Here is a 24,163-nt window from a genome sequence, read left to right as displayed (position 1 = left end):
GATGCCCGTACTAGATCCACTCCGGAGGAGGCCACGTGGCAGGGGAAGCGCAAGAGGACTGCCTGTTCTGCAAGATCGTCGCGGGTCAGGTCCCCGCGACGGTCGTCCGGGAGACGGAGACGACCCTCGCCTTCCGTGACATAAACCCCCAGGCGCCCACCCACGTCCTGGTGATCCCGAAGGCGCACTACAAGGACGCCGCCGCCCTCGCCGCCGGCGCCCCGCAACTCGCCGCGGACGTGCTGCGCGAGACGCAGGCCGTCGCCGACGACGAGGAGCTGGACAGCTACCGCACCGTCTTCAACACCGGTTCCGGCGCCGGCCAGACCGTCTGGCACGCGCACGCCCACGTCGTCGGCGGCCGCGGCCTGCAGTGGCCCCCCGGGTAGGCAGCCGTGTCCGTCCGCGAACTCGTCGTCCTCGGCACCGCCAGCCAGGTCCCGACCCGGCACCGCAACCACAACGGCTATCTGCTGCGCTGGGACGGCGAGGGCATCCTGTTCGACCCCGGCGAGGGCACCCAGCGGCAGATGCTGCGCGCCGGGGTCGCCGCCCACGACCTGAACCGGATCTGCGTCACCCACTTCCACGGCGACCATTCCCTCGGCCTCGCCGGGGTGATCCAGCGCATCAACCTCGACCAGGTGCCGCACGAGATCACCGCCCACTACCCGCGCTCGGGCAAACGCTTCTTCGACCGCCTCCGGTACGCCACCGCCTACCGCGAGACGGCCGCCCTCACCGAGGTCCCGGCCGACTCCGACGGCGTCCTCGCGACCACGCCGTCGTACACGCTGGAGGCCCGCCGCCTCTCGCACCCGGTCGAGTCCTACGGTTACCGGCTGACCGAGCCCGACGGCCGCCGGATGCTGCCCGACCGGCTCGCCGCGCACGGCATCGGAGGCCCGGACGTGGGCCGCATCCAGCGTGAGGGCTCACTGAACGGCGTCCCGCTGGAGGCCGTGAGCGAGGTGCGGCGCGGCCAGCGCTTCGCCTTCGTCATGGACACCCGTCTGTGCCCCGGCGTGCACACCCTCGCCGAGGGGTGCGACCTGCTGGTCATCGAGTCGACCTTCCTCGACGAGGACGAGTCACTGGCCGTCGAGCACGGCCACCTCACCGCCGGCCAGGCCGCCCGCGTCGCCCGCGAGGCCGGCGTACGGCACCTCGTCCTCACCCACTTCAGCCAGCGCTACTCCGACCCCGAGGAGTTCGAGCGCCAGGCGCGCGCGGCCGGCTTCGAGGGCGAACTGACCGTGGCGTACGACCTACAGCGCGTACCGGTTCCGAAACGCCGGTGAACAGGCCGTACGATGCTCTGATGCCCCTGCCCAAAGCCGAACTGCACCTCCACGTCGAAGGCACGCTGGAGCCCGAGCTGGCCTTCGAGCTGGCCGCCCGCAACGGTGTCAAGCTGCCCTACGCGGACACCGACGCCCTGCGCGAGGCCTACCGGTTCGAGGACCTCCAGTCCTTCCTGAACCTGTACTACGAGCTGATGGCCGTCCTGCGCACCGAGCGCGACTTCGCGGACCTCGCCGACGCCTATCTCGCACGGGCCGCCGCGCAGGGGGTGCGGCACGCGGAGATCTTCTTCGACCCGCAGGCCCACCTCGCACGCGGCGTGGACCTGGGCACGGTCGTGGAGGGCCTGTGGCGGGCGCTCGGCAGCAGCGAGGAGAAGCACGGCGTCTCCACCCGGCTGATCATGTGCTTCCTGCGCGACGAGTCCGCCGAGTCGGCGCTCGCCACGCTGGACGCCGCGGGGCCGTACCTGGACCGGATCACCGGCGTCGGCCTGGACTCGGCCGAGGTCGGGCACCCGCCGGTGAAGTTCCGCGAGGTGTACGAGGCCGCCGCCGCCCTCGGCCTCCGGCGCGTCGCGCACGCCGGCGAGGAGGGGCCGCCCGCGTACGTCACCGAGGCCCTGGACGTCCTCGGCGTCGAGCGCGTCGACCACGGGCTGCGCTGCATGGAGGACCCCGCGCTGGTGGACCGCCTGGTGCGCGAGCGGATACCGCTGACCCTGTGCCCGCTGTCGAACGTCCGGCTGCGCACCGTCGACACCCTCGCCGACCACCCGCTGCCCGCCATGCTGGACGCCGGTCTGCTGTGCACGGTCAACTCCGACGACCCCGCCTACTTCGGCGGCTACGCCGGCGACAACTTCGACGCCGTCCACCGCACCCTCGGTCTGAGCGAGGACCGGCTGCGCGAACTCGCCCGCAACTCCTTCCTCGCCGCCTTCCTGGAGGACGACGAGGCCCGGCGGGAGCGGTACTTGGCCGAGGTCGCGGCGTACGAGTTCCCGTAGGCCGCCTCTTCTCCCCCGTGTCCCAGGGCGCGTTCGGCTCCGGCCGGGCGCGCCCTGACGCGTCGCCGGGGGCCTGGGCCGTTGACGGGTGCGGTGCGGGTATCTAGGCTCGGTGCGCGCCGTTCTTATACGTGGTGTGTGTTCTCGTACATGAACTGCTCGTCGATCACCGGACCCGAGCCGACCCGTAGGAGCCGCCCCGTGACCCGCGACCTCGCCATCGCCGAGGTACGGCTGACGCCGATCCTGGTCGCCGACCCGCCGCTGCTCAACACCCAGGGCGTCCACCAGCCGTACACCCCCCGCCTGATCGTGGAGGTGGTGACGGCCGACGGGATCACCGGGCTCGGCGAGACCTACGGCGACACCGAGTACCTCGAACTCGCCCGCCCGCTCGCCGACCGGCTCGTCGGCCACCGGGTCAGCGATCTGAACGCCCTGTACACGCTGGACGTCTCCGTGCCGGCTGAGCGGGTGCAGGACGCCGTCGACGTGGGCGGGCTGCGGGGTGTGCGGACCGCCGACAAGCTGCGGCTGTCCGTCGTCTCCGCCTTCGAGGTCGCCTGCCTCGACGCCCTCGGCAAGGCGCTCGGCCTGCCCGTGCACGCGCTGCTCGGCGGCAAGGTCCGCGACGCCGTCGAATACAGCGCCTACCTCTTCTACAAGTGGGCCGCCCACCCCGAGGGCGCCGGCGGCGAGAAGGACGACTGGGGCGCCGCCCTCGACCCGGCGGGCGTGGTCGAACAGGCGCGCAGATTCACCGAGCGGCACGGCTTCACCTCCTTCAAGCTCAAGGGCGGCGTCTTCCCGCCGGATGAGGAGGTGGCCGCCGTCCGGGCGCTGGCCGAGGCGTTCCCCGGACACCCGCTGCGCCTGGACCCCAACGGCGCCTGGTCGGTCGAGACCTCGGTGCGCGTCGCGCGGGAACTCGCGGACGTGCTGGAGTACCTGGAGGACCCCGCGCTCGGCACCCCCGCCATGGCCGAGGTGGCGGCGCGCACCGACGTGCCGCTGGCCACCAACATGTGCGTGACGACCTTCGGCGAGATACCGGAGGCGTTCGCCAAGGGCGCGGTGCAGGTGGTGCTCTCCGACCACCACTACTGGGGCGGCCTGCGCAACACCCAGCACCTGGCGGCCCTCTGCGCCGCCTTCGGCGTCGGCGTGTCCATGCACTCCAACACCCATCTCGGCATCAGCCTGGCCGCGATGACCCACGTGGCGTCCACCGTGCCGAACCTGCACCACGCCTGCGACAGTCACTACCCCTGGCAGTCGGAGGACGTCCTCACCGAGCGCCTGGTCTTCGACGGCGGCCGGGTGGCCGTCGGGGACGCGCCCGGCCTCGGGGTCGCGCTCGACCGGGACGAGCTGGAGCGGCTGCACCGCCGGTGGCTCGATGACGACGGCGCGCTGCGCGACCGCGACGACGCGGCGGCGATGCGGGCCGCCGAGCCGGGGTGGACGACGCCCGCGACGCCGCGCTGGTGACGGCGGTACGACGCCGCTGGTGACAGGCGTACGACGCCGTCGGCGGGCGCCGCCCGACACCCCGTCGGCGGCCGCCGCCCGGCCGGGTCGCGTGGCGTGAGTGCCGACGCGTTGTCAGTCCTCTGGTGCACACTGGCCTGATCCGCACCATGCCAGGGAGCGCACCGTGACCGCGTCCAGCACGTCCGCCGGAGAGGGACCGGAGTACCGGAACGACCAGGAACACCCGCAGGGCCCGCCGCACCCGGAAGCCGCGGTGCCGGAACCCGTGACGCCTTCGGGATCCGCGGTGTCCTCGGGAGCCGTGGCGTCCTCGGAGGGCCGGCCGTCCGCCGGGGGCCGGCCGTCCCCGCAGGACACGCCGTCCGCCGAGGACCCGCCGTCCCCGGCCGACGGGGAGTACCCGAGCGACCGCGAGTACATCGTGGGCGCGCCGCACGCGCCTCTCCGCCCGCAGGTGGACCCGCTGGCCGCCCTGCGCACCACGGACGACCCGCCCTGGGACGTCTACCTCACGGGAACCGTCTTCCTCGACATCATCTTCACCGGCCTCGACTCCGCCCCGGTGCGCGGCACCGAGTCCTGGGCGCGCGGCATGGGGTCGAGCCCCGGCGGCGTCGCCAACATGGCCACCGCCCTGGCCCGCCTCGGCCTGCGCACCTCCCTGGCCGCGGCCTTCGGCGACGACCACTACGGCGAGTACTGCTGGGACGCGCTGGAGCAGGGCGAGGGCATCGACCTCTCCCCGTCCCGCACCGTCCCCGGCTGGCACTCGCCGGTCACCGTCTCCATGGCCTACGAGGGCGAGCGCACGATGGTCTCCCACGGCCACGAACCGCCCCCCGAGGACGTCCTGGTCCAGGAGGTCGCCCCGCAACTCCTGCCTCGCGCCCGGGCCGCCGTCGCCTCCCTGACCCCGGGCCACAGCGCGCCCTGGATCGCCGAGGCCGCCCGCAAGGGCACGCGCGTCTTCGGCGACGTGGGCTGGGACGACACCGGCGCCTGGGACCTGGCCGGCCTCGCCGACCTGGCGCACTGCGAGGCCTTCCTGCCCAACGCGGAGGAGGCGATGCGCTACACGCGCACCGACTGCCCGCGCACCGCCGCCCACGCCCTCACCGAGTACGTGCCGGTCGCGGTCGTCACCCTCGGCGCGGAGGGCGCGTACGCGGTGGACCGGCGCACGGGGGAGAGCGCCGAGGTGCCCGCCATCGCGGTCGAGGCGCTGGACCCCACGGGGGCGGGCGACGTCTTCGTGGCCGGTTTCGTCACCGGCTCCCTGGCCGGCTGGCCGCTGGCCGACCGTCTCGCCTTCGCCGGACTCACCGCCGCGCTGTCCGTGCAGGAGTTCGGCGGCTCGCTCTCCGCGCCCGGCTGGTCGGAGATCGCCGCCTGGTGGCGCCGGGTCCAGTCGGCGCCCGGCCAGGACCCGGCGGCGCTCAGGCGGTACGCCTTCCTGGACGCCCTGCTGCCGGCGGCGAGCGTCGAGCCGTGGCCCCGGCGCAGGGCCGTGCCGACCATCGGTTTCGGCAGGTCGGCGTGACCGCGCGCCGTCCGCGCACGAGGGCGGACTCCCCGCTGCGCATACCCGGTTGACGGGAGTCCCGGACCCGTACCGCCATTGACAGGTGACGTTTCCTGCTCAATCATCGGCAGAATCAAGCACGTTCGTGCACGGGCGCCTTCCGTGTGCGAGCGTGCGCGTGCAACAGCGCGATCGTGCACGGGCTCCCGCACTTCCCGACCCATGACCGACTCCTGACCGACTCCTTTCGTCGAAGGACATGCGTCGTGCGCAGACCATCACGCACATCCGGGGTGCTCCTCGCCGCCGCCCTCGCCCTCCCCGCGGCCCTCGCCGCGACACCGGGAGCGGCGCAGGCGCAGGCCGATACGGCCCCCGCCCCCCACGCCCCCCGGCTCGCCCGGTCCGCCGGCGAACTCACCCTGACCGTCCCGGCCGGCCGCGCCGCTCCCGGCTACCAGCTGCGGGTGACGACCGGTCAACTCGCCCTCACCACACGCCGTTCGGGCGCCACGGTGCTGGCCACGCCCACCGGCGGCACCGGCGCCCTGCGCTTTCGCACCGCGGGCGCCTGGCAGCACGCCACCCGCGTCACCGGCTGGACATGGCAGAACGGCGCCCTGACCCTGACCGCCGCCACCACCGCGCCCGGCGCCACGGTCAAGGCCCGGATCACCCCGCAGGCGGACCGCTACCAGCTCGACTGGCAGGTCGAGGGCGCCGCGCCCGAACGCCTCGGCCTCGCCTACGACCTGAGGTCCGCCGGCCACTGGTACGGCCACGGCGAGGCGCAGACCCCGGACGGCGGCCCGGGCACCGCGCAGCCCTGGCCCCTCGACAGCGGACAGGTCGTCCACCCCGCCTTCGGACCCGCGTCCTACTACATGGTCGACCCGTTCTGGTACACGTCCGCCGCGACCGGCCTGCGCGTGGACACCGGCCAGGTGATGGACGTGGCGATCAACCAGGACAAGGACGGACTCGGCCGCTTCGACATCGAGTCGGCGGACGCCTACAAGGCGACGGTCTTCGTGGAGTCCACCCCGCTGGACGTCTACCGCGACTATGTCGGCACCGTCGGCAAACCCGCCAAGTCCGACGCCACCTACCGGCAGTACGCCGAGCCGGTGTGGAACTCGTGGGCGCAGTTCTACACCCACGTCGACCAGGCGAAGCTCCTCGACTACGCGCAGGACCTGCACGACGCCGGCATCACGGGCCACGCGCTCCAGCTGGACGACAAGTGGGAGTCGAACTACGGGAACATGACCTTCGACGCGAAGGCGTACCCCGACCCCAAGGCCATGTCGGACAAGGTCCACGCCCTCGGCTTCGACTTCGGCCTCTGGGTCACCCTGTGGATCAACCTCGACTCCGACCAGTACCGCTACGCCGCCGACCACGGCTACCTGCTGAAGGACGCGGCCGACACCGCCAAGCCCTGCACGGTCACCTGGTGGAACGGCACGGCCGGCATCGTCGACCTCGGCAACCCGGACGCGAAGGCCTGGTACGAGGGCCGCCTGAGGTCCCTCATGAGCGCCTACGGCGTCGACGGCCTGAAGTTCGACACCCGTTTCTTCGACGAGAAGTGCGCGCCGCACGAGGGCTACAGGCCCACCGACTACCAGCGGCTCGGCGCCGGACTCGCCGACGAGTACGACCTCCAGGGCGTCGGCATCCGGGTCCACTGGGACGCCGCCGCCCACCGGGCCGGGTTCGTCACCCGCCAGGTGGACAAGGGCACCGGCTGGAACTCCCTGCGCGCCTCGGTCACCCAGAACCTGGCGATCTCCACGATCGGCTACCCGTTCGTCGCCACCGACATGATCGGCGGCTCCAGCGGCCAGCCGGCCCCGACGAAGGAGGTCCTGGTCCGCTGGGCGCAGTCGGCCGCGCTGATGCCGCTGATGTACGCCTCCACGTCCCCGGTCGACACCATCGACCCCACGACGGGCGACAAGGTGGTGTACGACGCGGAGACGACCGCCCTCTACCGCGAGGCGATCGCCCGCCACGCCCGCCTCGCCCCCTACCTCTGGGACCAGGTCCAGCACACCCTGAAGACCGGCGACCCGATCATGCGCCCCCTCTTCTTCGACCACCCGCAGGACAAGGCGGCGTACACGATCGAGGACGAGTGGATGCTGGGCCCGGCGGTCCTGGCGGCCCCCCAACTCACCGCCGCGGCCTCCCGCCCGGTCCACCTCCCCCCGGGCAAGTGGTACGACGTGACCAACGGGAGGACCCTCCAGGGCAACAGAACCCTGCCCGCCTACGCCACCCCCCTGGGCACGACCCCGATCTTCGTGAAACTGGGAGCAGAGGGAGCGGACAAGGCCCTACGGGCACTCCGCTGACGGCTGACGGCTGACGGCTGACGGCTGAGGGAAGGGGGAATCCCCCCGCGGTTCGGGGCGGCGGCCCAAGGGGCTTCGCCGCCCACCGAGCCGGGCGGACGACGAAGTCACTGCGGGTGCATCGAGCAGGGGTGCGGGGGACGGTGTCCCCTCGGGGGCCGGGGGCGGACCCCCGACGGTGCTTCGCTCCTCGCCGCATCGGGCGGGTGGGCGAAGACCCGGGGTGCGGGGGAGGGAGTCCCCGCCCGGGGCGGGGACTTGGCCCCTGGCGAGTCGGGCGGGTGGGGAAGGAACCCTCAGAAGCCGAGTCGACGCAGCTGCTTCGGGTCCCGCTGCCAGTCCTTGGCGACCTTCACATGGAGGTCGAGGAAGACCGGCGTGCCCAGCAGCGCCTCGATCTGCTTGCGCGACTTGATCCCGACCTCCTTGAGCCGCTTGCCCTTGGGGCCGATGATGATCCCCTTCTGGCTCGGCCGCTCGATGAAGACGTTCGCGTGGATGTCCAGCAGCGGCTTGTCCGCCGGCCGGTCCTCCCGCGGCAGCATCTCCTCCACGACCACCGCGATGGAGTGCGGCAGTTCGTCCCGCACCCCCTCCAGCGCGGCCTCCCGGATCAGCTCGGCCACCATCACCTGCTCGGGCTCGTCCGTCAGGTCGCCCTCGGGGTACAGGGCCGGCCCCTCCGGCAGCAGCGGGATCAGCAGATCGGCCAGCAGATCCACCTGCTTGCCGGCCGTCGCCGACACCGGCACGATCTCCGCCCAGGTGATCCCCAGCTCCTTGCCGAGCTGGTCGATCGCGATCAGCTGCTCGGCCAGCGTCTTGGAGTCCACCAGGTCCGTCTTGGTGACGATCGCGACCTTCGGGGTCCGCTTGATCCCGGCGAGTTCCTTGGCGATGAACCGGTCGCCCGGCCCGATCTTCTGGTCGGCCGGCAGACAGAAACCGATCACGTCGACCTCCGCCCACGTCGCGCGCACCACGTCGTTCAGCCGCTCGCCGAGCAGCGTGCGCGGCTTGTGCAGTCCGGGCGTGTCCACCAGGATCAGCTGCGCGTCCGGCCGGTGCACGATGCCCCGCACGGTGTGCCGGGTGGTCTGCGGCCGGTTCGAGGTGATCGCGACCTTCTGCCCGACCAGAGCGTTCGTGAGGGTGGACTTGCCCGCGTTGGGGCGTCCCACGAAGCAGGCGAAGCCCGCCCGGTGGACCGTGTCGCCGGGCTGCTCGGATGACTGGGTGCGAACGCTCATGGCGCCCATTGTCCCTGATCGACGAAGCCCCCACGCACGCCCGCCCGGCGACCGGCCCCCGACGACGCCCGGTGAGCCTCCGGTGAGGTCCCGGAAACCCCCGCGCAACACGAAACGTCACGGAAACACACCCGTACGCGACCGGAAACGCGTACCGGTGACCCTCTGACGAGCCCCCACCGCGAGGAGACGCCGCCCGTGGAGTCCGTCACCCTGGCCGCCACCCAAGCCGTACACACCGTGCACGCCGCATCAGCCGTGCACGCCGCATCAGCCGCGCACGCCGCGGCGGCCGCGCACGCCGCACCCGCCGCCCGAGCCGTACACGCCCTCCAGACGGCCGCCGCGGCCCCCCGCATCGACACCGGCGACACCGCCTGGCTGCTCGCCGCCACCGCCCTGGTGCTGCTGATGACCCCGGGCCTCGCCCTCTTCTACGGCGGCATGGTGCGCACCAAGAGCGTCCTCAACATGCTCATGATGAGCTTCGTGTCGATCGCCCTGGTCACCGTCGTCTGGCTGGCCTGCGGCTACTCCCTCGCCTTCGGCGGCGACACGGCGGCCGGCCTGATCGGCGGCCTGGACGAGGCCGGTCTCACCGGCATCGGCCCCGCCTCCGTGCACGGCACCGTCCCCACCCTGCTGTTCGCCACCTTCCAGCTCACCTTCGCGATCGTCACCGCCGCCCTGATCAGCGGCGCGATCGCCGACCGGGCGAAGTTCGCCGCCTGGCTGGTCTTCGTGCCCCTGTGGGCGCTCGTCGTATACGTCCCCGTCGCCCACTGGGTGTGGGGCCCGGGCGGCTGGATCGGCCACGGCCTCGGCGCGCTGGACTTCGCCGGCGGACTGCCCGTGGAGATCACCTCCGGCGCCTCCGGCCTCGCCCTGTGCCTGGTCCTCGGCCCGCGCCTCGGGTTCAAGAAGGACGCCATGCGCCCGCACAACCTGCCCATGGTGATGCTCGGCGCGGGACTGCTCTGGTTCGGCTGGTTCGGGTTCAACGCGGGCTCCGCGATGGGCGCGACCGGCCTGGCCGCCGCGGCCTTCCTCAACACGCTCGCCGCCGGCTGCACCGGCCTGCTCGGCTGGCTGTTCGTGGAACACAAGCGCGACGGCCACCCGACGACCCTGGGCGCGGCCTCCGGCGCGGTCGCCGGCCTGGTCGCCGTCACCCCGTCCTGCGGCACCGTCTCGCTGCTCGGCGCCCTGGTCGTCGGCCTCGCCGCGGGTGTCGTCTGCTCCTACGCCGTCGGCTGGAAGTTCAGGCTGAACTACGACGACTCCCTCGACGTCGTCGGCGTCCACCTGGTCGGCGGCGTCATCGGCACCGTGCTCATCGGCCTGTTCGCCGAGCGCGCGATGACCGGCGGCCCCGAGGGCCTGCTCTACGGCGGCGGACTCGCCCCGCTCGGCCGGCAACTGCTCGCGGTGGCGGCCGTCGGGGCGTACGCCTTCGCCGTGACGTACGGGCTCGGCCGGCTGCTGGACCGGACGATGGGCCTGCGTGCCGGCGAGGAGCAGGAGCACACCGGACTGGACCTTACGGTGCACGCCGAGACGGCCTACGATCACGGAGTCCTGGGGCACGGCGCCCCGGTCGGCGCGTCCCCCGCCCTCTCCTCCGTCCAGAAGGCCAAGACCCAGGCATGAAGCTCATCACCGCGATCATCAAGCCGTACCGCCTCGACGAGGTGAAGACCGCGCTGCAGGAGCTGGGCGTGCACGGGCTGACCGTCACCGAGGCCAGCGGCTACGGGCGCCAGCGCGGCCACACGGAGGTGTACCGCGGCGCCGAGTACCGCGTCGACCTCGTGCCCAAGGTCCGTATCGAGGTGGTCGTCGAGGACGCCGACGCGGACGCCGTCATCGACGCCGTGGTGCGCGCCGCGCAGACCGGGAAGATCGGCGACGGCAAGGTGTGGGCGGTGCCCGTCGAGACGGTCGTACGGGTCCGCACGGGCGAACGCGGCCCGGACGCCCTCTGAGGGACCGCCGACGAGGCTCCGACGCCCTCGGGCGCCGGAGCCTCCCCGCTGCGCCGGCCGCCTACTGCGCCGATTCCGTCAGCCGTACGACCCCGTCCGGCCCCGCCAGCAGCACCGGCGTCCCGGCCCCGCCGAGGTCCCGTACCGCGGCCAGGTCCTCGGGCGCCAGCCCCTCCGCCTCGCTGACCACCGCCGCCGCCTCCAGCGAGGTCGCGCCGGACGCCACCGCCATCGCCACCGCCGTCCGCAGGGCGCTGAGCTGAAGCGAGGCCAGGCGCACCGACCCGGCGGCGTACGTACGGCCGGTCTCGTCGCGTACGGCCGCGCCCTCGGGCACGCCGTTGCGCGCCCGCACCGAGCGGGCCAGGGTGACGATCTTGCGGTCCTCGGGGTCGAGCCCGTTGCTGTCGGTCATGATCCGAGCATACGGAGCCGTGCCGCGCGCCCCACGGCGGGAGCACCCCGCTGGGCCCACTCGGCCCGGCCCGTACCGCCCGGCACCGCTCAGCCCGCCACCGGGTACATCGCCCCGCGCCGCCCCTCCGGCGAGGACAGCCACTCCATCTTGGCCGCGGTGTTCGCCTCGTCCAGCGGGGTGTGCAGCACCACCATCAGATCCGGACGGGCCGGCACCTTCATCGCCGTCGACTCCACGCACAGCAGCCCCACCAGCGGATGCTCCAGCTCCTTGCGGATCTGCCCGTGGTCCTCGATGTCCCGCTCCTCCCACAGCGCGGTGAACTCCTCGCTGGCCTCGGAGACCTGGGACAGCACCGCCTGGAACCCCTCGTCGTCGGGGCGGGCGGCGCACGCGGCCCGGAACTGCGCGACGACCGAGCGCGCGTTGCGCTCCCAGCTCCTGGAGCGCGAGCGGTACAGCGGGTCGGTGAAGAAGTCGACCAGGCAGTTCTGCGTGGTGTCGGCCCGCATGCCCAGCACCACCGCGGCGGCGTCGTTGTACATCACGCAGTTGTAGTAGACGTCCATGATGTGCGCCGGATAGGGCATCCAGGTGTCGATCAGCCGCCGCAGCCCGTCGCACATGTCCCGCTTCTCCGGCGCCACTTCGGGCGTGGGCGGGTTCAGCCCCGCCAGCAGGTACAGATGGCGCCGCTCGGCGTCGCTCAGCCGCAGCACCCGCCCCACCGCGTCCAGGACCTGCGGCGACACCGAGATGTCCCGGCCCTGCTCCAGCCACTGGTACCAGGACACGCCCACCCCGGCGAGGACCGCGACCTCCTCGCGCCGCAGGCCGGGGGTGCGGCGCCGGGCGCCGCCGGCCGGCAGCCCCGCCTCCGCCGGGGTCACCCGGGCCCGCCTGCTCATCAGGAACTCCCGCAGCTCCCGCCGCCGATGACTCTTGAACGCGTCCGCCTCACGCACGTACGGCTCCCCCTCGCCCTGTCTGGTGGTGGCACCACCACCATAAGTGGCGACTCCCCACGGCTGTTCCGCTCGCACGAAGCTCTTTGCCATGGCGATCGACACCACCACCTCATCCGCTCCCGCCCCCGCTCCTCCCGTCCGGGAACCCGAACCGCCCGGCGCCCCACGGCTGTCGACGCGCGACAAGCTCGTCCTGTTCGTCCTGTGCGCGGCGCAGTTCATGGTCGCCCTGGACTTCTCCGTGCTGAACGTGGCGCTGCCCGAGCTGGGCGCCGACCTCGGGATGAGCCGGTCCGCGCTCCAGTGGGCGGTCACCGCGTTCGCGCTGCCCTCCGGCGGCTTCCTGCTGCTGTTCGGCCGCATGGGCGACCTCTACGGCCGTCGCAAGCTGTTCCTGGCCGGCCTCGCCCTGTTCGGCGCGGCCTCGCTGCTGGCCACCCTCGCCTGGGACCCGGCGTCCTTCCTGGCCGGCCGGGCCCTGCAGGGCCTCGGCGCGGCGGCGATCGTGCCGACCGGCATGTCCCTGCTGACCACCACCTTCCCCGAGGGGCCCGCCCGCGACCGCGCCCTCGGTATCTCGGGCACGCTGCTGTCGCTCGGCTTCACCGTCGGCATGGTCGCCGGCGGCATCCTCACCGACGCCCTCGGCTGGCGCTCCACGATGGCGCTGCTCACCGTGTTCGCGCTGATCGTGCTCCCGCTCGCCCCCGGCCTGCTGCCCGAGTCCCGCACCCCGGAGCGCCCCCGGCTGGACGTGCCCGGCGCGGTCACCGTCACCGGCGGCCTGCTGTCGCTGATCTACGCCCTGTCCACCGCCGCCGACCACGGCTTCGGCCGCGCCGACGTCCTCGTCACCCTCATCGCCGGGGTCACCCTGCTCACCGCCTTCGCGGTCGTCGAGTCCCGCAGCCAGGCGCCCCTGGTCTCGCTGCCGATGCTGCGCCGCCGCACGGTGGCCTGGGGCAACCTGGGCGGGCTGGTCACCTTCTCGATGATGTCCACGGTCATCTTCGCGCTGACCCTGTACCTCCAGGAGATCCTGCACCTGTCGGCCTTCCGGACGGGTCTGGTCTTCGGCGTCCAGGGCATCCTGTCGGCCGTCGCCGGCTCCTGCGCGGCGAAGGTCATCGGCCGCTTCGGCGCCCGCCGCACCCTGGTGGCCTCACTGGCCGGACAGGGGCTGCTGATCGCCGCGCTGCTCGGCCTCGACACGCACGGCTGGTCGGTGTGGCTGGCCACCGCCGCCGTCTCGCTGGCCAGCATGTGCCACCTGGGCGCGATCATCTCCTACGGCCTGACCGTCACCTCCGGCGTGCCCGACGAGGAGCAGGGCCTGGCCACCGGCCTGGTCACCTCCACCCAGCAGGTCGGCATCACGGTCGGCATCCCGCTGCTGGGCGTCCTGGCCACCACCTCCGACGACCTGATGGCGGGCGTGCACACCGTCCTCGGCCTGGACGCGCTGATCGTGCTCGCCGCGGCGGCACTGATCGGCCTGGGCCTGCGCACCCGCCGGACTGGGTGAGCACGGGATGCGGGCCTCTCCCGGGTCCGGGGAGCGCGGGGGGCCTCCCGGGCCCGGGGGATCCGCACGCGGAGCCGGAGCCCGAGGCGGCCGCCGCCTCGGGCCTACGGCCGGTCCAGGCGCAGGCGCTCGGCGCGCGGCAGCCCGGCCACCACCAGGTCGTACGAGTCCTCCACCAGCTCCCGGACCAGCCGGTCCGGGAGTCCGCCGTCGGCCGTGACGGTGTTCCAGTGCCGCTTGTTCATGTGCCAGCCGGGCACGATCAGCCCCGGATGCTCGCCCCGCAGCCGCACCGCGTCCTCCGGGTCGCACTTGAGGTTGACGGTCAGGGGCCGCGCGTCCAGGGCCGTGAGCGCGAACAGCTTGCCCCGCACCTTGAAGACGGAGGTCTCCGGGTTGAAGGGGAAGTCCTCGACGGCGGCGTTGAAGGACAGACAGAGGGCGCGCAGCTCCTGCGGGGTCACTCCGGCTTCTTCTCCTCGTCGTCGGCGCCGGCCGCCTCGGCGGGCACCGGCTCCACCAGCACGGTCACGATCTTGTTCCGGCGGCCGGCCGCGGCCTCGGCGGTCAGCCGCAGCGCCCGCTCGTCGGGCAGCTCCACCACGGCGGACGCCCCGGCGATGGGCACCCGGCCGAGCGCCTTGGCGAGCAGGCCGCCGACCGTCTCCACGTCCTCGTCGTCGTACTCCTCCAGGCCGTACAGCTCGCCGAGGTCGGTGATGTCGAGGCGGGCGGTGACGCGGTAGCGGCCCTCGCCGAGGTCCTCCACCGGGGGCAGCTCGCGGTCGTACTCGTCGGTGATCTCGCCGACGATCTCCTCCAGGATGTCCTCGATGGTGACGATGCCGGCCGTGCCGCCGTACTCGTCGATGACGACGGCGACGTGGTTGCGTTCCTTCTGCATCTCGCGCAGCAGGTCGCCGGCGTTCTTGGTGTCGGGCACGAACACGGCCGGGCGCATCGCCGTGGAGACCAGGTCGTTCTCCGCGTCCCGGCTGATGTGGGTGCGGCGGGCCAGGTCCTTGAGGTAGACGATGCCCACGATGTCGTCCTCGCTCTCGCCGGTGACCGGGATGCGCGAGAAGCCCGAGCGCAGGGCGAGCGTGAGGGCCTGCCGGATGGTCTTGTACCGCTCGATGACGACCAGGTCGGTGCGCGGCACCATGACCTCCCGCACCAGGGTGTCGCCCAGCTCGAAGACCGAGTGCACCATCCGGCGCTCCTCGTCCTCGATCAGCGACTCCTGCTCGGCCAGGTCCACCAGCGCCCGCAGCTCCGCCTCCGAGGCGAACGGTCCGCGCCGGAAGCCCTTGCCGGGCGTGAGCGCGTTGCCGATGAGGATCAGCAGCGACGGGATCGGGCCCATGATCCGGGCCAGCGGCACCAGCACGTACGCCGCCACCGTCGCCGTGTTCAGCGGGTGCTGGCGGCCGATGGTGCGCGGGGAGACCCCGACGGCGACGTAGGAGACGAGGACCATGACCGCGATCGCGACCACCAGCGCCTCGGCGGTGCCGTCGAACGCCTCCAGGCACGCGTACGTCACCAGTGACGCGGCGGCCATCTCGCAGGCGACGCGCACCAGCAGCGCCACGTTCAGATAGCGGGTCGGGTCGGCGGCGACCTGGGCCAGTTTGGCGGCGCCCCGGCGGCCGGCCTTGGCCGCCTCCTCGGCCCGGAAGCTCGACATCCGGGCGAGGCCCGCCTCCGCGCAGGCGGCGAGCCACGCCACGACGACCAGGGCGACCGCCCCGACGACGATCTGAGGACTCATCGGCGGCTTACGAGACGGTGGGCGCCGGGGACGGGCCGGTCAGGCCCTTCTCGGCCCGCCAGTCGTCCACGATCGCGGCCTGGAGGCCGAACATCTCGGCCTTCTCGTCCGGCTCCTCGTGGTCGTACCCGAGCAGGTGCAGCACGCCGTGGACGGTGAGCAGCTGGAGCTCCTCGTCCATGGAGTGCCGCGTCGGGGCCTCGGCGCCCTGCTTGGCGGCGACCTCCGGGCACAGCACGATGTCGCCGAGGAGGCCCTGCGGGGGCTCCTCCTCGTCCTTGCCCGGCGGCCGCAGCTCGTCCATCGGGAACGACATGACGTCCGTGGGCCCCGGCAGGTCCATCCACTGGATGTGCAGCTGCTCCATGGCGTCGGCGTCCACGACGATCACCGAGAGTTCGGAGAGCGGGTGGATGCGCATCCGCGCGAGCGCGTAGCGGGCGATGTCGAGGATCGCCTGCTCGTCGACCTCGGTTCCGGACTCGTTGTTGACGTCGATCGACATGGTCGTGCTGGTCTACTTCCCCTTGTGCCCGTGGCCGGCGGCCCTGGGGCGGGTCTTCGCCGCGCCGCCGTTCTCGGTGCCGTGCTTGTTGTCGTACTTCTCGTACGCGTCGACGATACGGCCCACGAGCTTGTGGCGTACGACGTCCTGCGACGACAGGCGGGAGAAGTGCACGTCCTCGACGCCGTCCAGGATGTCCTGCACCTGGCGCAGACCGCTCTTGGTGCCGCCGGGCAGGTCCACCTGCGTGACGTCACCGGTGATCACGATCTTCGAGTCGAAGCCGAGCCGGGTGAGGAACATCTTCATCTGTTCGGGGCTGGTGTTCTGGGCCTCGTCCAGGATGATGAAGGCGTCGTTGAGCGTGCGGCCGCGCATGTACGCCAGTGGGGCGACCTCGATCGTCCCGGCTGCCATCAGGCGCGGGATCGAGTCGGGGTCGATCATGTCGTGCAGCGCGTCGTACAGCGGGCGCAGATAGGGGTCGATCTTCTCGTAGAGCGTGCCCGGCAGGAAGCCGAGGCGCTCGCCGGCCTCGACCGCCGGACGGGTCAGGATGATGCGGTTGACCTGCTTGGACTGCAGGGCCTGCACCGCCTTGGCCATCGCCAGGTAGGTCTTGCCGGTACCGGCCGGGCCGATGCCGAAGACGATCGTGTGCTTGTCGATCGCGTCGACGTAGCGCTTCTGGTTGAGCGTCTTGGGGCGGATGGTGCGGCCGCGCGAGGACAGGATGTTCTGCGTCAGCACCTCGGCCGGGGTCTCCTGGCCGTCGCTCTCCCCGTTCTCGCTCGCCTTGAGCATGGCGATCGAGCGTTCCACTGCGTCCTCCGTCATCGGCTGCCCGGTGCGGAGCACCAGCATCATCTCGTCGAACACGCGCTGGATCAGGGCGACGTCCGCCGTGTCGCCGACCGCGCTGATCTCATTGCCCCGGACATGGATGTCGGCTGCCGGGAAGGCCTTCTCGATCACGCGCAGAAGGGAGTCGCCGGAACCCAGGACGGTCACCATGGGGTGCTGGGCGGGGACGGTGAACTCTGCTCTCGCCTGCCCCTGCGCGGGGGTGTTGGCTGCGGATGTCTGAGTCATGGGCCGGCGCTCGACGCCTGCGATTCCTCCTCGTCACGGCCGCACAGCTGAGGGCGGCCTCGCACTCCCAGGGTACGACGGGCGGGTGACAACGCCGTAAGTGTTTTCGGCTGTCCGGGAGGGCCGCCTCGGAGGCGGATCACCTTGACGCGGGTACCGCAGAGCTTGCGGAGGTCGTCGGCGTCGGAGGTGGGGACCGCCACCGGAGGCGGCCGGCGCGGGGGCCGTCTCGGCGACGGTGGCGTCGACGGCGTACTTGTGGCCGCGCGGACCGGCCTGCTCGAGGAGCACGGCCGCCGCCCGCGCGCGCCGTCGGCGGGCCCTGCGCTCATGCTCCGCCCGCGCCCCGCGCGCGGGTTCACCGCTGGGCGTGCAGCACCTCCTTGAACCACTCGTACGAGGCCTTCGGCGTGCGCTTCCGGGTCGCGTAGTCCACGTGGACCAGGCCGAAGCGGCGGGTGTAGCCCTCGGCCCACTCCCAGTTGTCCAGCAGGGACCACACGAAGTAGCCGCGCACATCCACGCCCGCCGTCAGGGCGCGGTGCAGGGCGCGCAGGTGGCCGTCCAGGTAGGCGATCCGGTGCTGGTCGTCCAGGCCCTCGTAGGCGCAGCCGTTCTCGGTGACGACGACCGGCGGGAGGCGGTCGCCGTAGCGGTCGCGGAAGCCGGTCAGCAGCTCGGTGAGCCCCTCCGGGACGACCGGCCAGCCGAAGTCGGTGACCGGGTACCCCTCGACCTCGCGCAGCGTGAAGGGCAGCCCGGCGGGGACACGGACCCCGCCGATCTCGGTCTCCCCGTTCTGCGGGGCGCCCACACGGGTGGGGGCGTAGTAGTTGATCCCGTACCAGTCCAGCGGCTCGGCGATGATCTCCAGGTCCGCCGCCACGTCGCCCGGCATCAGCTCGCCGAGTCCGGACGGATAGCTCCCGAGGACGAGGGGGTCGGCGAAGAGGCGGTTGAGCAGCACGTCGTAGAAGTCGGCCGCCGTCACGTCCGCCTCCTCCTGTGACGCCGCCCAGGTGGGGCCGTGCGAGTTGGCGATGCCGATGTCGAGGGCCCCGGCCGCGCGCAGCGCCCGCACCGCGAGGCCGTGCGCGAGGAGCTGGTGGTGGGCGACCGGGAGCGCGTCGAACAGCAGCCGCTCGCCGGGGGCGTGCACACCGAGCGCGTGGCCGAGCAGGGTGTGCTCGGCCGGCTCGTTGAGGGTGATCCACTTGGTGACGCGGTCGCCCAGCCGTTCGGCGACCGTCGCCACGTACTCGGCGAACCGCGCCGCCGTGTCCCGCTCCCGCCAGTCCAGCCGGGCCGGCAGGTCCCAGTGGAAGAGGGTGGGAACGGGGCGCACCCCGGCCGCGCACAGGTCGTCCACGAGCCGGTCGTAGAAGGCGAGCCCGCCGGGGGTCAGGACGCGGGGCCAGGAGACGGAGAAGCGGTAGGCGCCCACGCCGAGCCCGGCCAGCAGGGCCACGTCCTCCCGGTGCCGGTGCACGTGGTCGCAGGCGACCGCCGCCGTGGAGCCGTCCCTGATCCGGCCCGGCCCGGCGGCGAAGACGTCCCACACGGACGGTTCGCGCTCGTCGGCCGCGCCCTCGATCTGGTGCGCCGAGGTGGACACGCCCCACAGGAAGCCGTCCGGGAACCGGGGGAGCGGGCTGGGCGGGACGCCTGCGTCAGTGGCCATGCGCGGATCATCCGTACCGTCGGCGGGGGACGTCAACGCTCTTGCCCTCGGTCACGCTCCCTCCTCGAGCACGCGGGAGATCAGCTGGCGCTGGTCCTCGGTGAGCCGGGGATCGGCGGCGCGGATCGTGCGGCCGTCCACGGTGATCTCGTAGCTGAAGCCGTCCGGGACCACCGCGGGCGGTGTGCTGTGGCCCGCGGCCAGCACCTTCTCCGCCAGGGACCGCCACTCCTGGGCGTCGGGCCGCCCGGCGACGTCCACCTCGGCGCGCCGCTCGATGCCCGCGAACCCGCCCGTACGCCGTACCTGAATACGCATGGCCCCGTGTCTAGTACGGATTCACGCCGTCCGCACCCCTACCTGTTCCCACGCCTTCTTCACGCCCTCGAGCTCGTCCCCCGCGCCGTACCTCTCCCGGGCCGCCTTGACCGTGAGCGTCGCGAAGTCCGCGAACTGGGCGTCCGACTTGAGCTTGCCGCCGGTCAGCACGTCGTACCAGATCTGGCCCGCCTTCTCCCAGGCGTGGCCGCCGAGCGCGGTGGCGGCGAGGTAGAAGGCGTGGTTGGGGATGCCGGAGTTGATGTGCACGCCGCCGTTGTCGCTGCCGGTGCGGACGTAGTGGTCCATGGTGGCCGGCTGCGGGTCCTTGCCGAGGACGTCGTCGTCGTAGGCGGTGCCGGGCGCCTTCATGGAGCGCAGCGCCTTGCCGGTGACACGCGGGGCGAGCAGACCCGCGCCGATCAGCCAGTCGGCCTGGGCGGCGGTCTGGCCGAGGGTGTACTGCTTGATCAGCGAGCCGAAGACGTCGGAGACCGACTCGTTGAGCGCGCCGGACTGGCCCTGGTACTCCAGGTTCGCCGTGTGCTGGGTGACGCCGTGCGTCAACTCGTGGCCGATCACGTCCACCGGGATGGTGAAGTCGAGGAAGATCTCGCCGTCGCCGTCGCCGAACACCATCTGCTCACCGTTCCAGAAGGCGTTGTTGTACTTCTCGTCGTAGTGCACGGACGCGTCCAGCGGCAGCCCGCGGCCGTCGATGGAGTCGCGCTTGTAGGCCTTGAGATACAGCTCGAAGGTGGCGCCGAGGCCGGAGTAGGCGCGGTTGGCGCTGGCGTCCTTGCCGGGCTGCTGGCCCTCCGAGCGGACCTTGCGGCCGGGCAGGTCGGTGCCGTGCCCGGCGTCGTAGACCGTGCGGTGCGGCTGGCCGGCCTGCTTGCCGGCGGGCGGGGTCACGGCGACGGCGCCGGTGACGGTGGTCAGATGGCGCCGGGTGCGCTCCATGGCGTCGCGCTGGAGGGTGCGGCGCGCCGGGCCGTGCAGCGCGGGGTCCTCGTTGCGGGCGAGGCGGTCGAGGACGTGCGGCGGGACGATGGTGCAGAAGACGGGCTCGAAGCCCCCGTGAGTCGTCGTCATGCTTCGACCATTGCACTGCGTTACGCCAATGTCACTAGCTGCAACCTTGATTGGTGAAATAACGGGTCAAGACGGTTGCCGGACGGCCGCTCAGGGTAAAGGGCGGTCGCGCGGGGTGACCTGAAGAGGCCCCTGATGGCCGGGGACGTGACGTCGCACACGTTTTGTCCGGTTCGTCCCCCGGGTTTCGCATACTGGACGAGGCCCGCGCGTCCGGCGCGGCTCGGCTAAGGTGCACAGCATCATGCTTTTCGGGCTGCTCCTCCTTAGCTGCCGCGGCGAGGGCCTGTAGTCGAGGCCGACCCCCTCCCCGCGGAGTCTGGCGTTGCGCCGTCGGCCGCCTTTCAGGCACCGCACCCCGCGGACTTCCCGAGGAGCCCACGCCACCATGGTCAACCGCCAGCAGCCCAGCCCCATGCCGGTCCACAAGTACGGCCGCTACGACCAGGTCGACATCCCCGACCGCACCTGGCCCGAGAAGCGCATCACCACCGCCCCCCGCTGGCTGTCCACCGATCTGCGCGACGGCAACCAGGCCCTGATCGACCCCATGTCGCCCGCCCGCAAGCGCGCGATGTTCGACCTGCTGGTCAAGATGGGCTACAAGGAGATCGAGGTCGGCTTCCCGGCCTCCGGCCAGACCGACTTCGACTTCGTGCGCTCCATCATCGAGGAGGAGGGCGCGATCCCGGACGACGTCACGATCTCCGTACTGACCCAGGCCCGCGAGGACCTGATCGAGCGGACCGTGGAGTCCCTGAAGGGCGCCAGGCGGGCCACCGTCCACCTGTACAACGCCACCGCGCCGGTCTTCCGCCGGGTCGTCTTCCGCGGCTCCAAGGACGACATCAAGCAGATCGCCGTCGACGGCACCCGCCTGGTGATGGAGTACGCCGAGAAGCTGCTGGGCCCGGAGACGGAATTCGGCTACCAGTACAGCCCGGAGATCTTCACCGACACCGAGCTGGACTTCGCGCTGGAGGTCTGCGAGGCGGTCATGGACGTCTACCAGCCGGGCCCGGGCCGCGAGATCATCCTCAACCTGCCCGCCACGGTGGAGCGTTCCGCCCCGTCCACGCACGCGGACCGGTTCGAGTGGATGCACCGGAACCTGTCCCGCCGCGAGTACGTCTGCCTGTCCGTCCACCCGCACAACGACCGCGGCACCGCCGTCGCCGCCGCCGAGCTGGCGGTCATGGCCGGCGCCGACCGCGTCGAGGGCTGCCTGTTCGGGCAGGGCGAGCGCACCGGCAACGTCGACCTGGTCACCCTGGGCATGAACCTGTTCTCGCAGGGCGTCGACCCGCAGATCGACTTCTCCGACATCGACGAGATCCGCCGTACGTGGGAGTACTGCAACCAGATGGAGGTCCACCCGCGCCACCCGTACGTGGGCGACCTGGTCTACACGTCCTTCTCCGGCTCCCACCAGGACGCCATCAAGAAGGGCTTCGACGCCATGGAGGCCGACGCCAGGGCCAAGGGCGTCACGGTCGACGACATCGAGTGGGCCGTGCCGTACCTGCCCATCGACCCCAAGGACGTCGGCCGCTCCTACGAGGCCGTCATCCGCGTCAACTCCCAGTCCGGCAAGGGCGGCATCGCCTACGTCCTGAAGAACGACCACAAGCTGGACCTGCCGCGCCGGATGCAGATCGAGTTCTCGAAGATCATCCAGGCCAAGACGGACGCCGAGGGCGGCGAGGTCACGCCCAAGGAGATCTGGTCGGTCTTCCGGGACGAGTACCTGCCCAACCCGGACAACCCCTGGGGTCGCATCCAGGTCAAGAACGGCCAGTCCACCACCGACACCGACGGCGTGGACAGCCTGACCGTCGAGGCCCAGGTGGACGGCGAGGACACCGTCCTGACCGGCTCCGGCAACGGCCCGATCTCCGCGTTCTTCGACGCCCTGCACTCCATCGGCGTGGACGTACGCCTGCTGGACTACCAGGAGCACACGATGAGCGAGGGCGCCTCCGCGCTGGCCGCCTCGTACATCGAATGCGCGATCGAGGACAAGGTCCTGTGGGGCATCGGCATCGATGCGAACACGACACGTGCGTCGCTGAAGGCGGTCGTCTCGGCCGTCAACCGGGCCGCGCGCTGACCGCGCTGACCGGTGCTTTCCGGGCTCCGGCCGCCTCCACGGGCGGTCGGAGCCCGTTTCTCACGGCATCGGTAACCGGCCAGGTCACGGAAAGGTCTCGTCCGGGGTGCTGACTCAGCCTCACCGATGTGGCTAACATCACGCCAGCGCGGCGATGTTGCCGCGAGGTTACGGAGGTGCGACGTGCTGCCAGTACGGGGACGAAACGGCCGTGGCGCCGGGCTTGCCCGCATCCTGGGCACCCGCACCTCGTGGACGCCGGTCGGAGACGGCGAGTTCTTCTGCCCCGGTTGCGGCGGCGACCGCAACTACCAGCGGCTCAGCGGCAAGCGGCGCTTCACCGTCCTCGGGATGCCCGTGCTGCCGCGCGGCGCGGCCGGACCGGTCGTGGAGTGCGCCGCCTGCCGCGGCCACTTCGGCACCGACGCCCTGGACCATCCGACCACCAGCCGCTTCTCCGCGATGCTCCGCGACGCCGTGCACACCGTCGCCCTCGCCGTGCTCTGCGCGGGCGGCGCCGGCTCCCGTACCGCGCTGGAGAGCGCGGCGGCCGCCGCCCGCGCCGCCGGTGTCGCCGACTGCTCCGAGGAGCAGCTGGCGGCCCTGGTGGAGGCGCTGGACGCGGACACCGGCCGGGTCTACGAGGAGCAGGCCTGCACCACCGGCCTGGCCATAGAGCTGCACGAGGCGCTGGACCCGCTGGCCCCGCACCTGGCCGCCGCCGGCCGTGAGTCGATCCTGCTCCAGGCCGCCCGGATCGCCCTCGCGGACGGCCCGTACACCCCGGCCGAACGCGACGCCCTCGCCACCGTCGGGGCGGCTCTGACCATCTGCGCGGACGACGTGAGCCGCCTGCTTGCGGCGGCGGCCCGCACGCCGTCCTGAGCCCCGGCCGGTTCCCCGGGGCGGACCCGCCGGCGCCGGGCGGCCTCAGCGGGCCGGCGTCAGCTCCAGGCGCAGCACCTGGCGGTCCATGCCGGGCCCGAAGTAGTCCCGGCGCAGACCGCCGTCCGGCTCCTCGGGACGGAAGCCCAGCGAGCGGTAGAGCAGGATCGCGGCGCGGTTGGCGGGCTCCACGGTGAGCCGGACCCGCTCGATCCCGCAGCGCCGCAGCCGGGCCAGCACCTCGACCATCAGCTCCCGGCCGAATCCGTTGCGGCGGCGGTCGTGGGTCACGCACAGGCCGAGGATCCAGCTGTCGCGGTCCAGCGCCGTGGTGCCGGCCAGCACGTAGCCGCGCAGCCGCCCCGCGCCGTCGTCCAGGACCAGGAAGTGCTCGCCGTACATGTCGAAGAGCTGGCGCAGCAGGAAGCCGGGATAGGCGACCTCCTGGAAGACCTCCTCGTCGAGACGCTGCAGCTCGGGCAGGTCGGCCTTCCGGGCCGTGCGCAGGACCGGCGGCCGGGGTTCGGGGAACGGCGCCTGCGCCGAGAGCCGCTCGCGGCGGTCCGAAGGGCGTTCCAGGGATCGTTCCATCGGCTCGGCTGTCATTCGCCACCCCCAGTCGGACGTACAGGCGTCAACGCGACGCGCACCGGCGTAACCCGAAGGGAGGAGTCGAGGTTCGGTAGCGGCCGGTGGCTCGTTCTCGCTAGAGTGGGCCGCCCAACTCCTCATATGCAAGGGCGAGTTAGCGTGTGCGCCCAGATGTGCTGACATGCGCCCGGGTGCCCCCTGCACATGGGGAGTGGCGCGTTCCCGGCTTTCTGCGCTCCCCTCGTGGGCCTACCGTGCGGGGAACGGGGATGCCGC

General features: G+C 72.3%; 22 protein-coding genes. 11 read left to right on the top strand and 11 right to left on the bottom strand.

What is annotated here, in order from left to right:
- Positions 1 to 35 precede the first annotated feature (35 nt).
- The 6 genes from AB0N63_RS07490 (at position 36) to AB0N63_RS07465 (ending at position 7,690) form a co-directional block, all read left to right on the top strand.
- Positions 36 to 389 carry a histidine triad nucleotide-binding protein gene (locus AB0N63_RS07490; protein ID WP_365525408.1) on the top strand — a complete coding sequence of 118 codons (354 nt, stop codon included), beginning with the start codon at positions 36 to 38 and terminating at the stop codon, positions 387 to 389.
- 6 nt (positions 390 to 395) lie between these two features.
- On the top strand, positions 396 to 1,301 hold the full coding sequence (locus tag AB0N63_RS07485; RefSeq protein ID WP_365525406.1) for a ribonuclease Z: 906 nt from the start codon (positions 396 to 398) through the stop codon (positions 1,299 to 1,301).
- 20 nt (positions 1,302 to 1,321) lie between these two features.
- The gene (locus tag AB0N63_RS07480) at positions 1,322 to 2,314 is read left to right on the top strand and encodes an adenosine deaminase (RefSeq protein WP_365525404.1); all 993 of its coding nucleotides are present in this window, start codon (positions 1,322 to 1,324) and stop codon (positions 2,312 to 2,314) included.
- A 201-nt stretch (positions 2,315 to 2,515) separates the two neighbouring features.
- Positions 2,516 to 3,805 (top strand): glucarate dehydratase family protein, encoded by a 1,290-nt coding sequence (locus AB0N63_RS07475; protein ID WP_365525401.1) that lies wholly within the window; start codon positions 2,516 to 2,518, stop codon positions 3,803 to 3,805.
- A 424-nt stretch (positions 3,806 to 4,229) separates the two neighbouring features.
- Positions 4,230 to 5,348, top strand: a complete 1,119-nt coding sequence (locus AB0N63_RS07470) for a PfkB family carbohydrate kinase (protein ID WP_365525684.1) — start codon at positions 4,230 to 4,232, stop codon at positions 5,346 to 5,348.
- A gap of 248 nt (positions 5,349 to 5,596) precedes the next feature.
- On the top strand, positions 5,597 to 7,690 hold the full coding sequence (locus AB0N63_RS07465) for a glycoside hydrolase family 31 protein (RefSeq protein ID WP_365525398.1): 2,094 nt from the start codon (positions 5,597 to 5,599) through the stop codon (positions 7,688 to 7,690).
- A gap of 296 nt (positions 7,691 to 7,986) precedes the next feature.
- On the opposite strand, the gene era is transcribed toward AB0N63_RS07465, so the two are convergent.
- On the bottom strand, positions 7,987 to 8,940 hold the full coding sequence (gene era / locus AB0N63_RS07460) for a GTPase Era (protein ID WP_365525395.1): 954 nt from the start codon (positions 8,938 to 8,940) through the stop codon (positions 7,987 to 7,989).
- A 357-nt stretch (positions 8,941 to 9,297) separates the two neighbouring features.
- Between era and AB0N63_RS07455 the strand changes: the two genes are divergently transcribed.
- Both AB0N63_RS07455 and AB0N63_RS07450 read left to right on the top strand, forming a co-directional pair.
- Positions 9,298 to 10,590, top strand: a complete 1,293-nt coding sequence (locus AB0N63_RS07455; RefSeq protein ID WP_365525681.1) for an ammonium transporter — start codon at positions 9,298 to 9,300, stop codon at positions 10,588 to 10,590.
- Complete coding sequence (locus tag AB0N63_RS07450; RefSeq protein ID WP_019982297.1) at positions 10,587 to 10,925, top strand: P-II family nitrogen regulator; 339 nt, start codon at positions 10,587 to 10,589, stop codon at positions 10,923 to 10,925. Before AB0N63_RS07455 ends, AB0N63_RS07450 begins: the two co-directional genes overlap by 4 nt.
- Positions 10,926 to 10,986: 61 nt before the next feature.
- On the opposite strand, the gene AB0N63_RS07445 is transcribed toward AB0N63_RS07450, so the two are convergent.
- Together AB0N63_RS07445 and AB0N63_RS07440 are read right to left on the bottom strand one after the other, a co-directional pair.
- Entirely contained in the window at positions 10,987 to 11,340 is a 354-nt protein-coding gene (locus tag AB0N63_RS07445) for a cytidine deaminase (protein WP_365525392.1), read from the bottom strand.
- An 89-nt stretch (positions 11,341 to 11,429) separates the two neighbouring features.
- Positions 11,430 to 12,251: a helix-turn-helix transcriptional regulator gene (locus tag AB0N63_RS07440; protein ID WP_365525678.1), complete on the bottom strand. Its 822-nt coding sequence runs from the start codon at positions 12,249 to 12,251 to the stop codon at positions 11,430 to 11,432.
- Between the two features lie 148 nt (positions 12,252 to 12,399).
- On the opposite strand from AB0N63_RS07440, the gene AB0N63_RS07435 reads away from it, so the two are divergent.
- Positions 12,400 to 13,836, top strand: coding sequence for an MFS transporter (locus AB0N63_RS07435; RefSeq protein WP_365525389.1), 1,437 nt, complete (start codon positions 12,400 to 12,402; stop codon positions 13,834 to 13,836).
- 104 nt (positions 13,837 to 13,940) lie between these two features.
- Here the strand turns inward: AB0N63_RS07435 and AB0N63_RS07430 are convergent, their stop codons facing one another.
- From AB0N63_RS07430 to AB0N63_RS07400, 7 genes are all read right to left on the bottom strand, one after another.
- Complete coding sequence (locus AB0N63_RS07430) at positions 13,941 to 14,300, bottom strand: MmcQ/YjbR family DNA-binding protein (protein ID WP_019982294.1); 360 nt, start codon at positions 14,298 to 14,300, stop codon at positions 13,941 to 13,943.
- Entirely contained in the window at positions 14,297 to 15,610 is a 1,314-nt protein-coding gene (locus AB0N63_RS07425) for a hemolysin family protein (protein WP_365525386.1), read from the bottom strand. The genes AB0N63_RS07430 and AB0N63_RS07425 overlap by 4 nt, the downstream gene beginning before the upstream one ends.
- A gap of 7 nt (positions 15,611 to 15,617) precedes the next feature.
- On the bottom strand, positions 15,618 to 16,115 hold the full coding sequence (gene ybeY / locus AB0N63_RS07420; RefSeq protein WP_365525383.1) for an rRNA maturation RNase YbeY: 498 nt from the start codon (positions 16,113 to 16,115) through the stop codon (positions 15,618 to 15,620).
- Between the two features lie 12 nt (positions 16,116 to 16,127).
- Positions 16,128 to 17,207, bottom strand: a complete 1,080-nt coding sequence (locus tag AB0N63_RS07415; RefSeq protein WP_365525380.1) for a PhoH family protein — start codon at positions 17,205 to 17,207, stop codon at positions 16,128 to 16,130.
- 358 nt (positions 17,208 to 17,565) lie between these two features.
- Positions 17,566 to 18,888 carry a GH1 family beta-glucosidase gene (locus AB0N63_RS07410; RefSeq protein ID WP_365525377.1) on the bottom strand — a complete coding sequence of 441 codons (1,323 nt, stop codon included), beginning with the start codon at positions 18,886 to 18,888 and terminating at the stop codon, positions 17,566 to 17,568.
- Between the two features lie 51 nt (positions 18,889 to 18,939).
- Complete coding sequence (locus AB0N63_RS07405) at positions 18,940 to 19,206, bottom strand: protealysin inhibitor emfourin (RefSeq protein WP_365525374.1); 267 nt, start codon at positions 19,204 to 19,206, stop codon at positions 18,940 to 18,942.
- 21 nt (positions 19,207 to 19,227) lie between these two features.
- The gene (locus AB0N63_RS07400) at positions 19,228 to 20,301 is read right to left on the bottom strand and encodes a M4 family metallopeptidase (protein WP_365525371.1); all 1,074 of its coding nucleotides are present in this window, start codon (positions 20,299 to 20,301) and stop codon (positions 19,228 to 19,230) included.
- A 388-nt stretch (positions 20,302 to 20,689) separates the two neighbouring features.
- On the opposite strand from AB0N63_RS07400, the gene leuA reads away from it, so the two are divergent.
- Positions 20,690 to 22,411, top strand: a complete 1,722-nt coding sequence (gene leuA, locus AB0N63_RS07395; protein WP_365525368.1) for a 2-isopropylmalate synthase — start codon at positions 20,690 to 20,692, stop codon at positions 22,409 to 22,411.
- 183 nt (positions 22,412 to 22,594) lie between these two features.
- The gene (locus tag AB0N63_RS07390) at positions 22,595 to 23,296 is read left to right on the top strand and encodes a TerB family tellurite resistance protein (protein ID WP_365525365.1); all 702 of its coding nucleotides are present in this window, start codon (positions 22,595 to 22,597) and stop codon (positions 23,294 to 23,296) included.
- 45 nt (positions 23,297 to 23,341) lie between these two features.
- On the opposite strand, the gene AB0N63_RS07385 is transcribed toward AB0N63_RS07390, so the two are convergent.
- Positions 23,342 to 23,902, bottom strand: a complete 561-nt coding sequence (locus tag AB0N63_RS07385; RefSeq protein ID WP_365525363.1) for a GNAT family N-acetyltransferase — start codon at positions 23,900 to 23,902, stop codon at positions 23,342 to 23,344.
- Positions 23,903 to 24,163 lie beyond the last annotated feature (261 nt).

Origin of the sequence: Streptomyces sp. NPDC093260 (genome assembly GCF_040683715.1) — a bacterium.
GTDB classification, from domain to species: domain Bacteria; phylum Actinomycetota; class Actinomycetes; order Streptomycetales; family Streptomycetaceae; genus Streptomyces; species Streptomyces sennicomposti.
Note: the sequence above shows the minus strand (reverse complement) of the source record. Positions and strands in the feature narration are given on the sequence as shown.

Excerpts from the sequence above, each read along its gene's own strand:
- AB0N63_RS07415 (WP_365525380.1), bottom strand. The coding sequence starts at position 17,207 with ATGACTCAGACATCCGCAGCCAACACCCCCGCGCAGGGGCAGGCGAGA.
- AB0N63_RS07410 (WP_365525377.1), bottom strand. The coding sequence starts at position 18,888 with ATGGCCACTGACGCAGGCGTCCCGCCCAGCCCGCTCCCCCGGTTCCCG.
- AB0N63_RS07480 (WP_365525404.1), top strand. The coding sequence starts at position 1,322 with ATGCCCCTGCCCAAAGCCGAACTGCACCTCCACGTCGAAGGCACGCTG.
- AB0N63_RS07400 (WP_365525371.1), bottom strand. The coding sequence starts at position 20,301 with ATGACGACGACTCACGGGGGCTTCGAGCCCGTCTTCTGCACCATCGTC.
- AB0N63_RS07435 (WP_365525389.1), top strand. The coding sequence starts at position 12,400 with ATGGCGATCGACACCACCACCTCATCCGCTCCCGCCCCCGCTCCTCCC.
- AB0N63_RS07405 (WP_365525374.1), bottom strand. The coding sequence starts at position 19,206 with ATGCGTATTCAGGTACGGCGTACGGGCGGGTTCGCGGGCATCGAGCGG.
- ybeY (WP_365525383.1), bottom strand. The coding sequence starts at position 16,115 with ATGTCGATCGACGTCAACAACGAGTCCGGAACCGAGGTCGACGAGCAG.
- AB0N63_RS07425 (WP_365525386.1), bottom strand. The coding sequence starts at position 15,610 with ATGAGTCCTCAGATCGTCGTCGGGGCGGTCGCCCTGGTCGTCGTGGCG.
- AB0N63_RS07450 (WP_019982297.1), top strand. The coding sequence starts at position 10,587 with ATGAAGCTCATCACCGCGATCATCAAGCCGTACCGCCTCGACGAGGTG.
- AB0N63_RS07385 (WP_365525363.1), bottom strand. The coding sequence starts at position 23,902 with ATGACAGCCGAGCCGATGGAACGATCCCTGGAACGCCCTTCGGACCGC.
- era (WP_365525395.1), bottom strand. The coding sequence starts at position 8,940 with ATGAGCGTTCGCACCCAGTCATCCGAGCAGCCCGGCGACACGGTCCAC.
- AB0N63_RS07440 (WP_365525678.1), bottom strand. The coding sequence starts at position 12,251 with ATGAGCAGGCGGGCCCGGGTGACCCCGGCGGAGGCGGGGCTGCCGGCC.
- AB0N63_RS07445 (WP_365525392.1), bottom strand. The coding sequence starts at position 11,340 with ATGACCGACAGCAACGGGCTCGACCCCGAGGACCGCAAGATCGTCACC.
- leuA (WP_365525368.1), top strand. The coding sequence starts at position 20,690 with ATGGTCAACCGCCAGCAGCCCAGCCCCATGCCGGTCCACAAGTACGGC.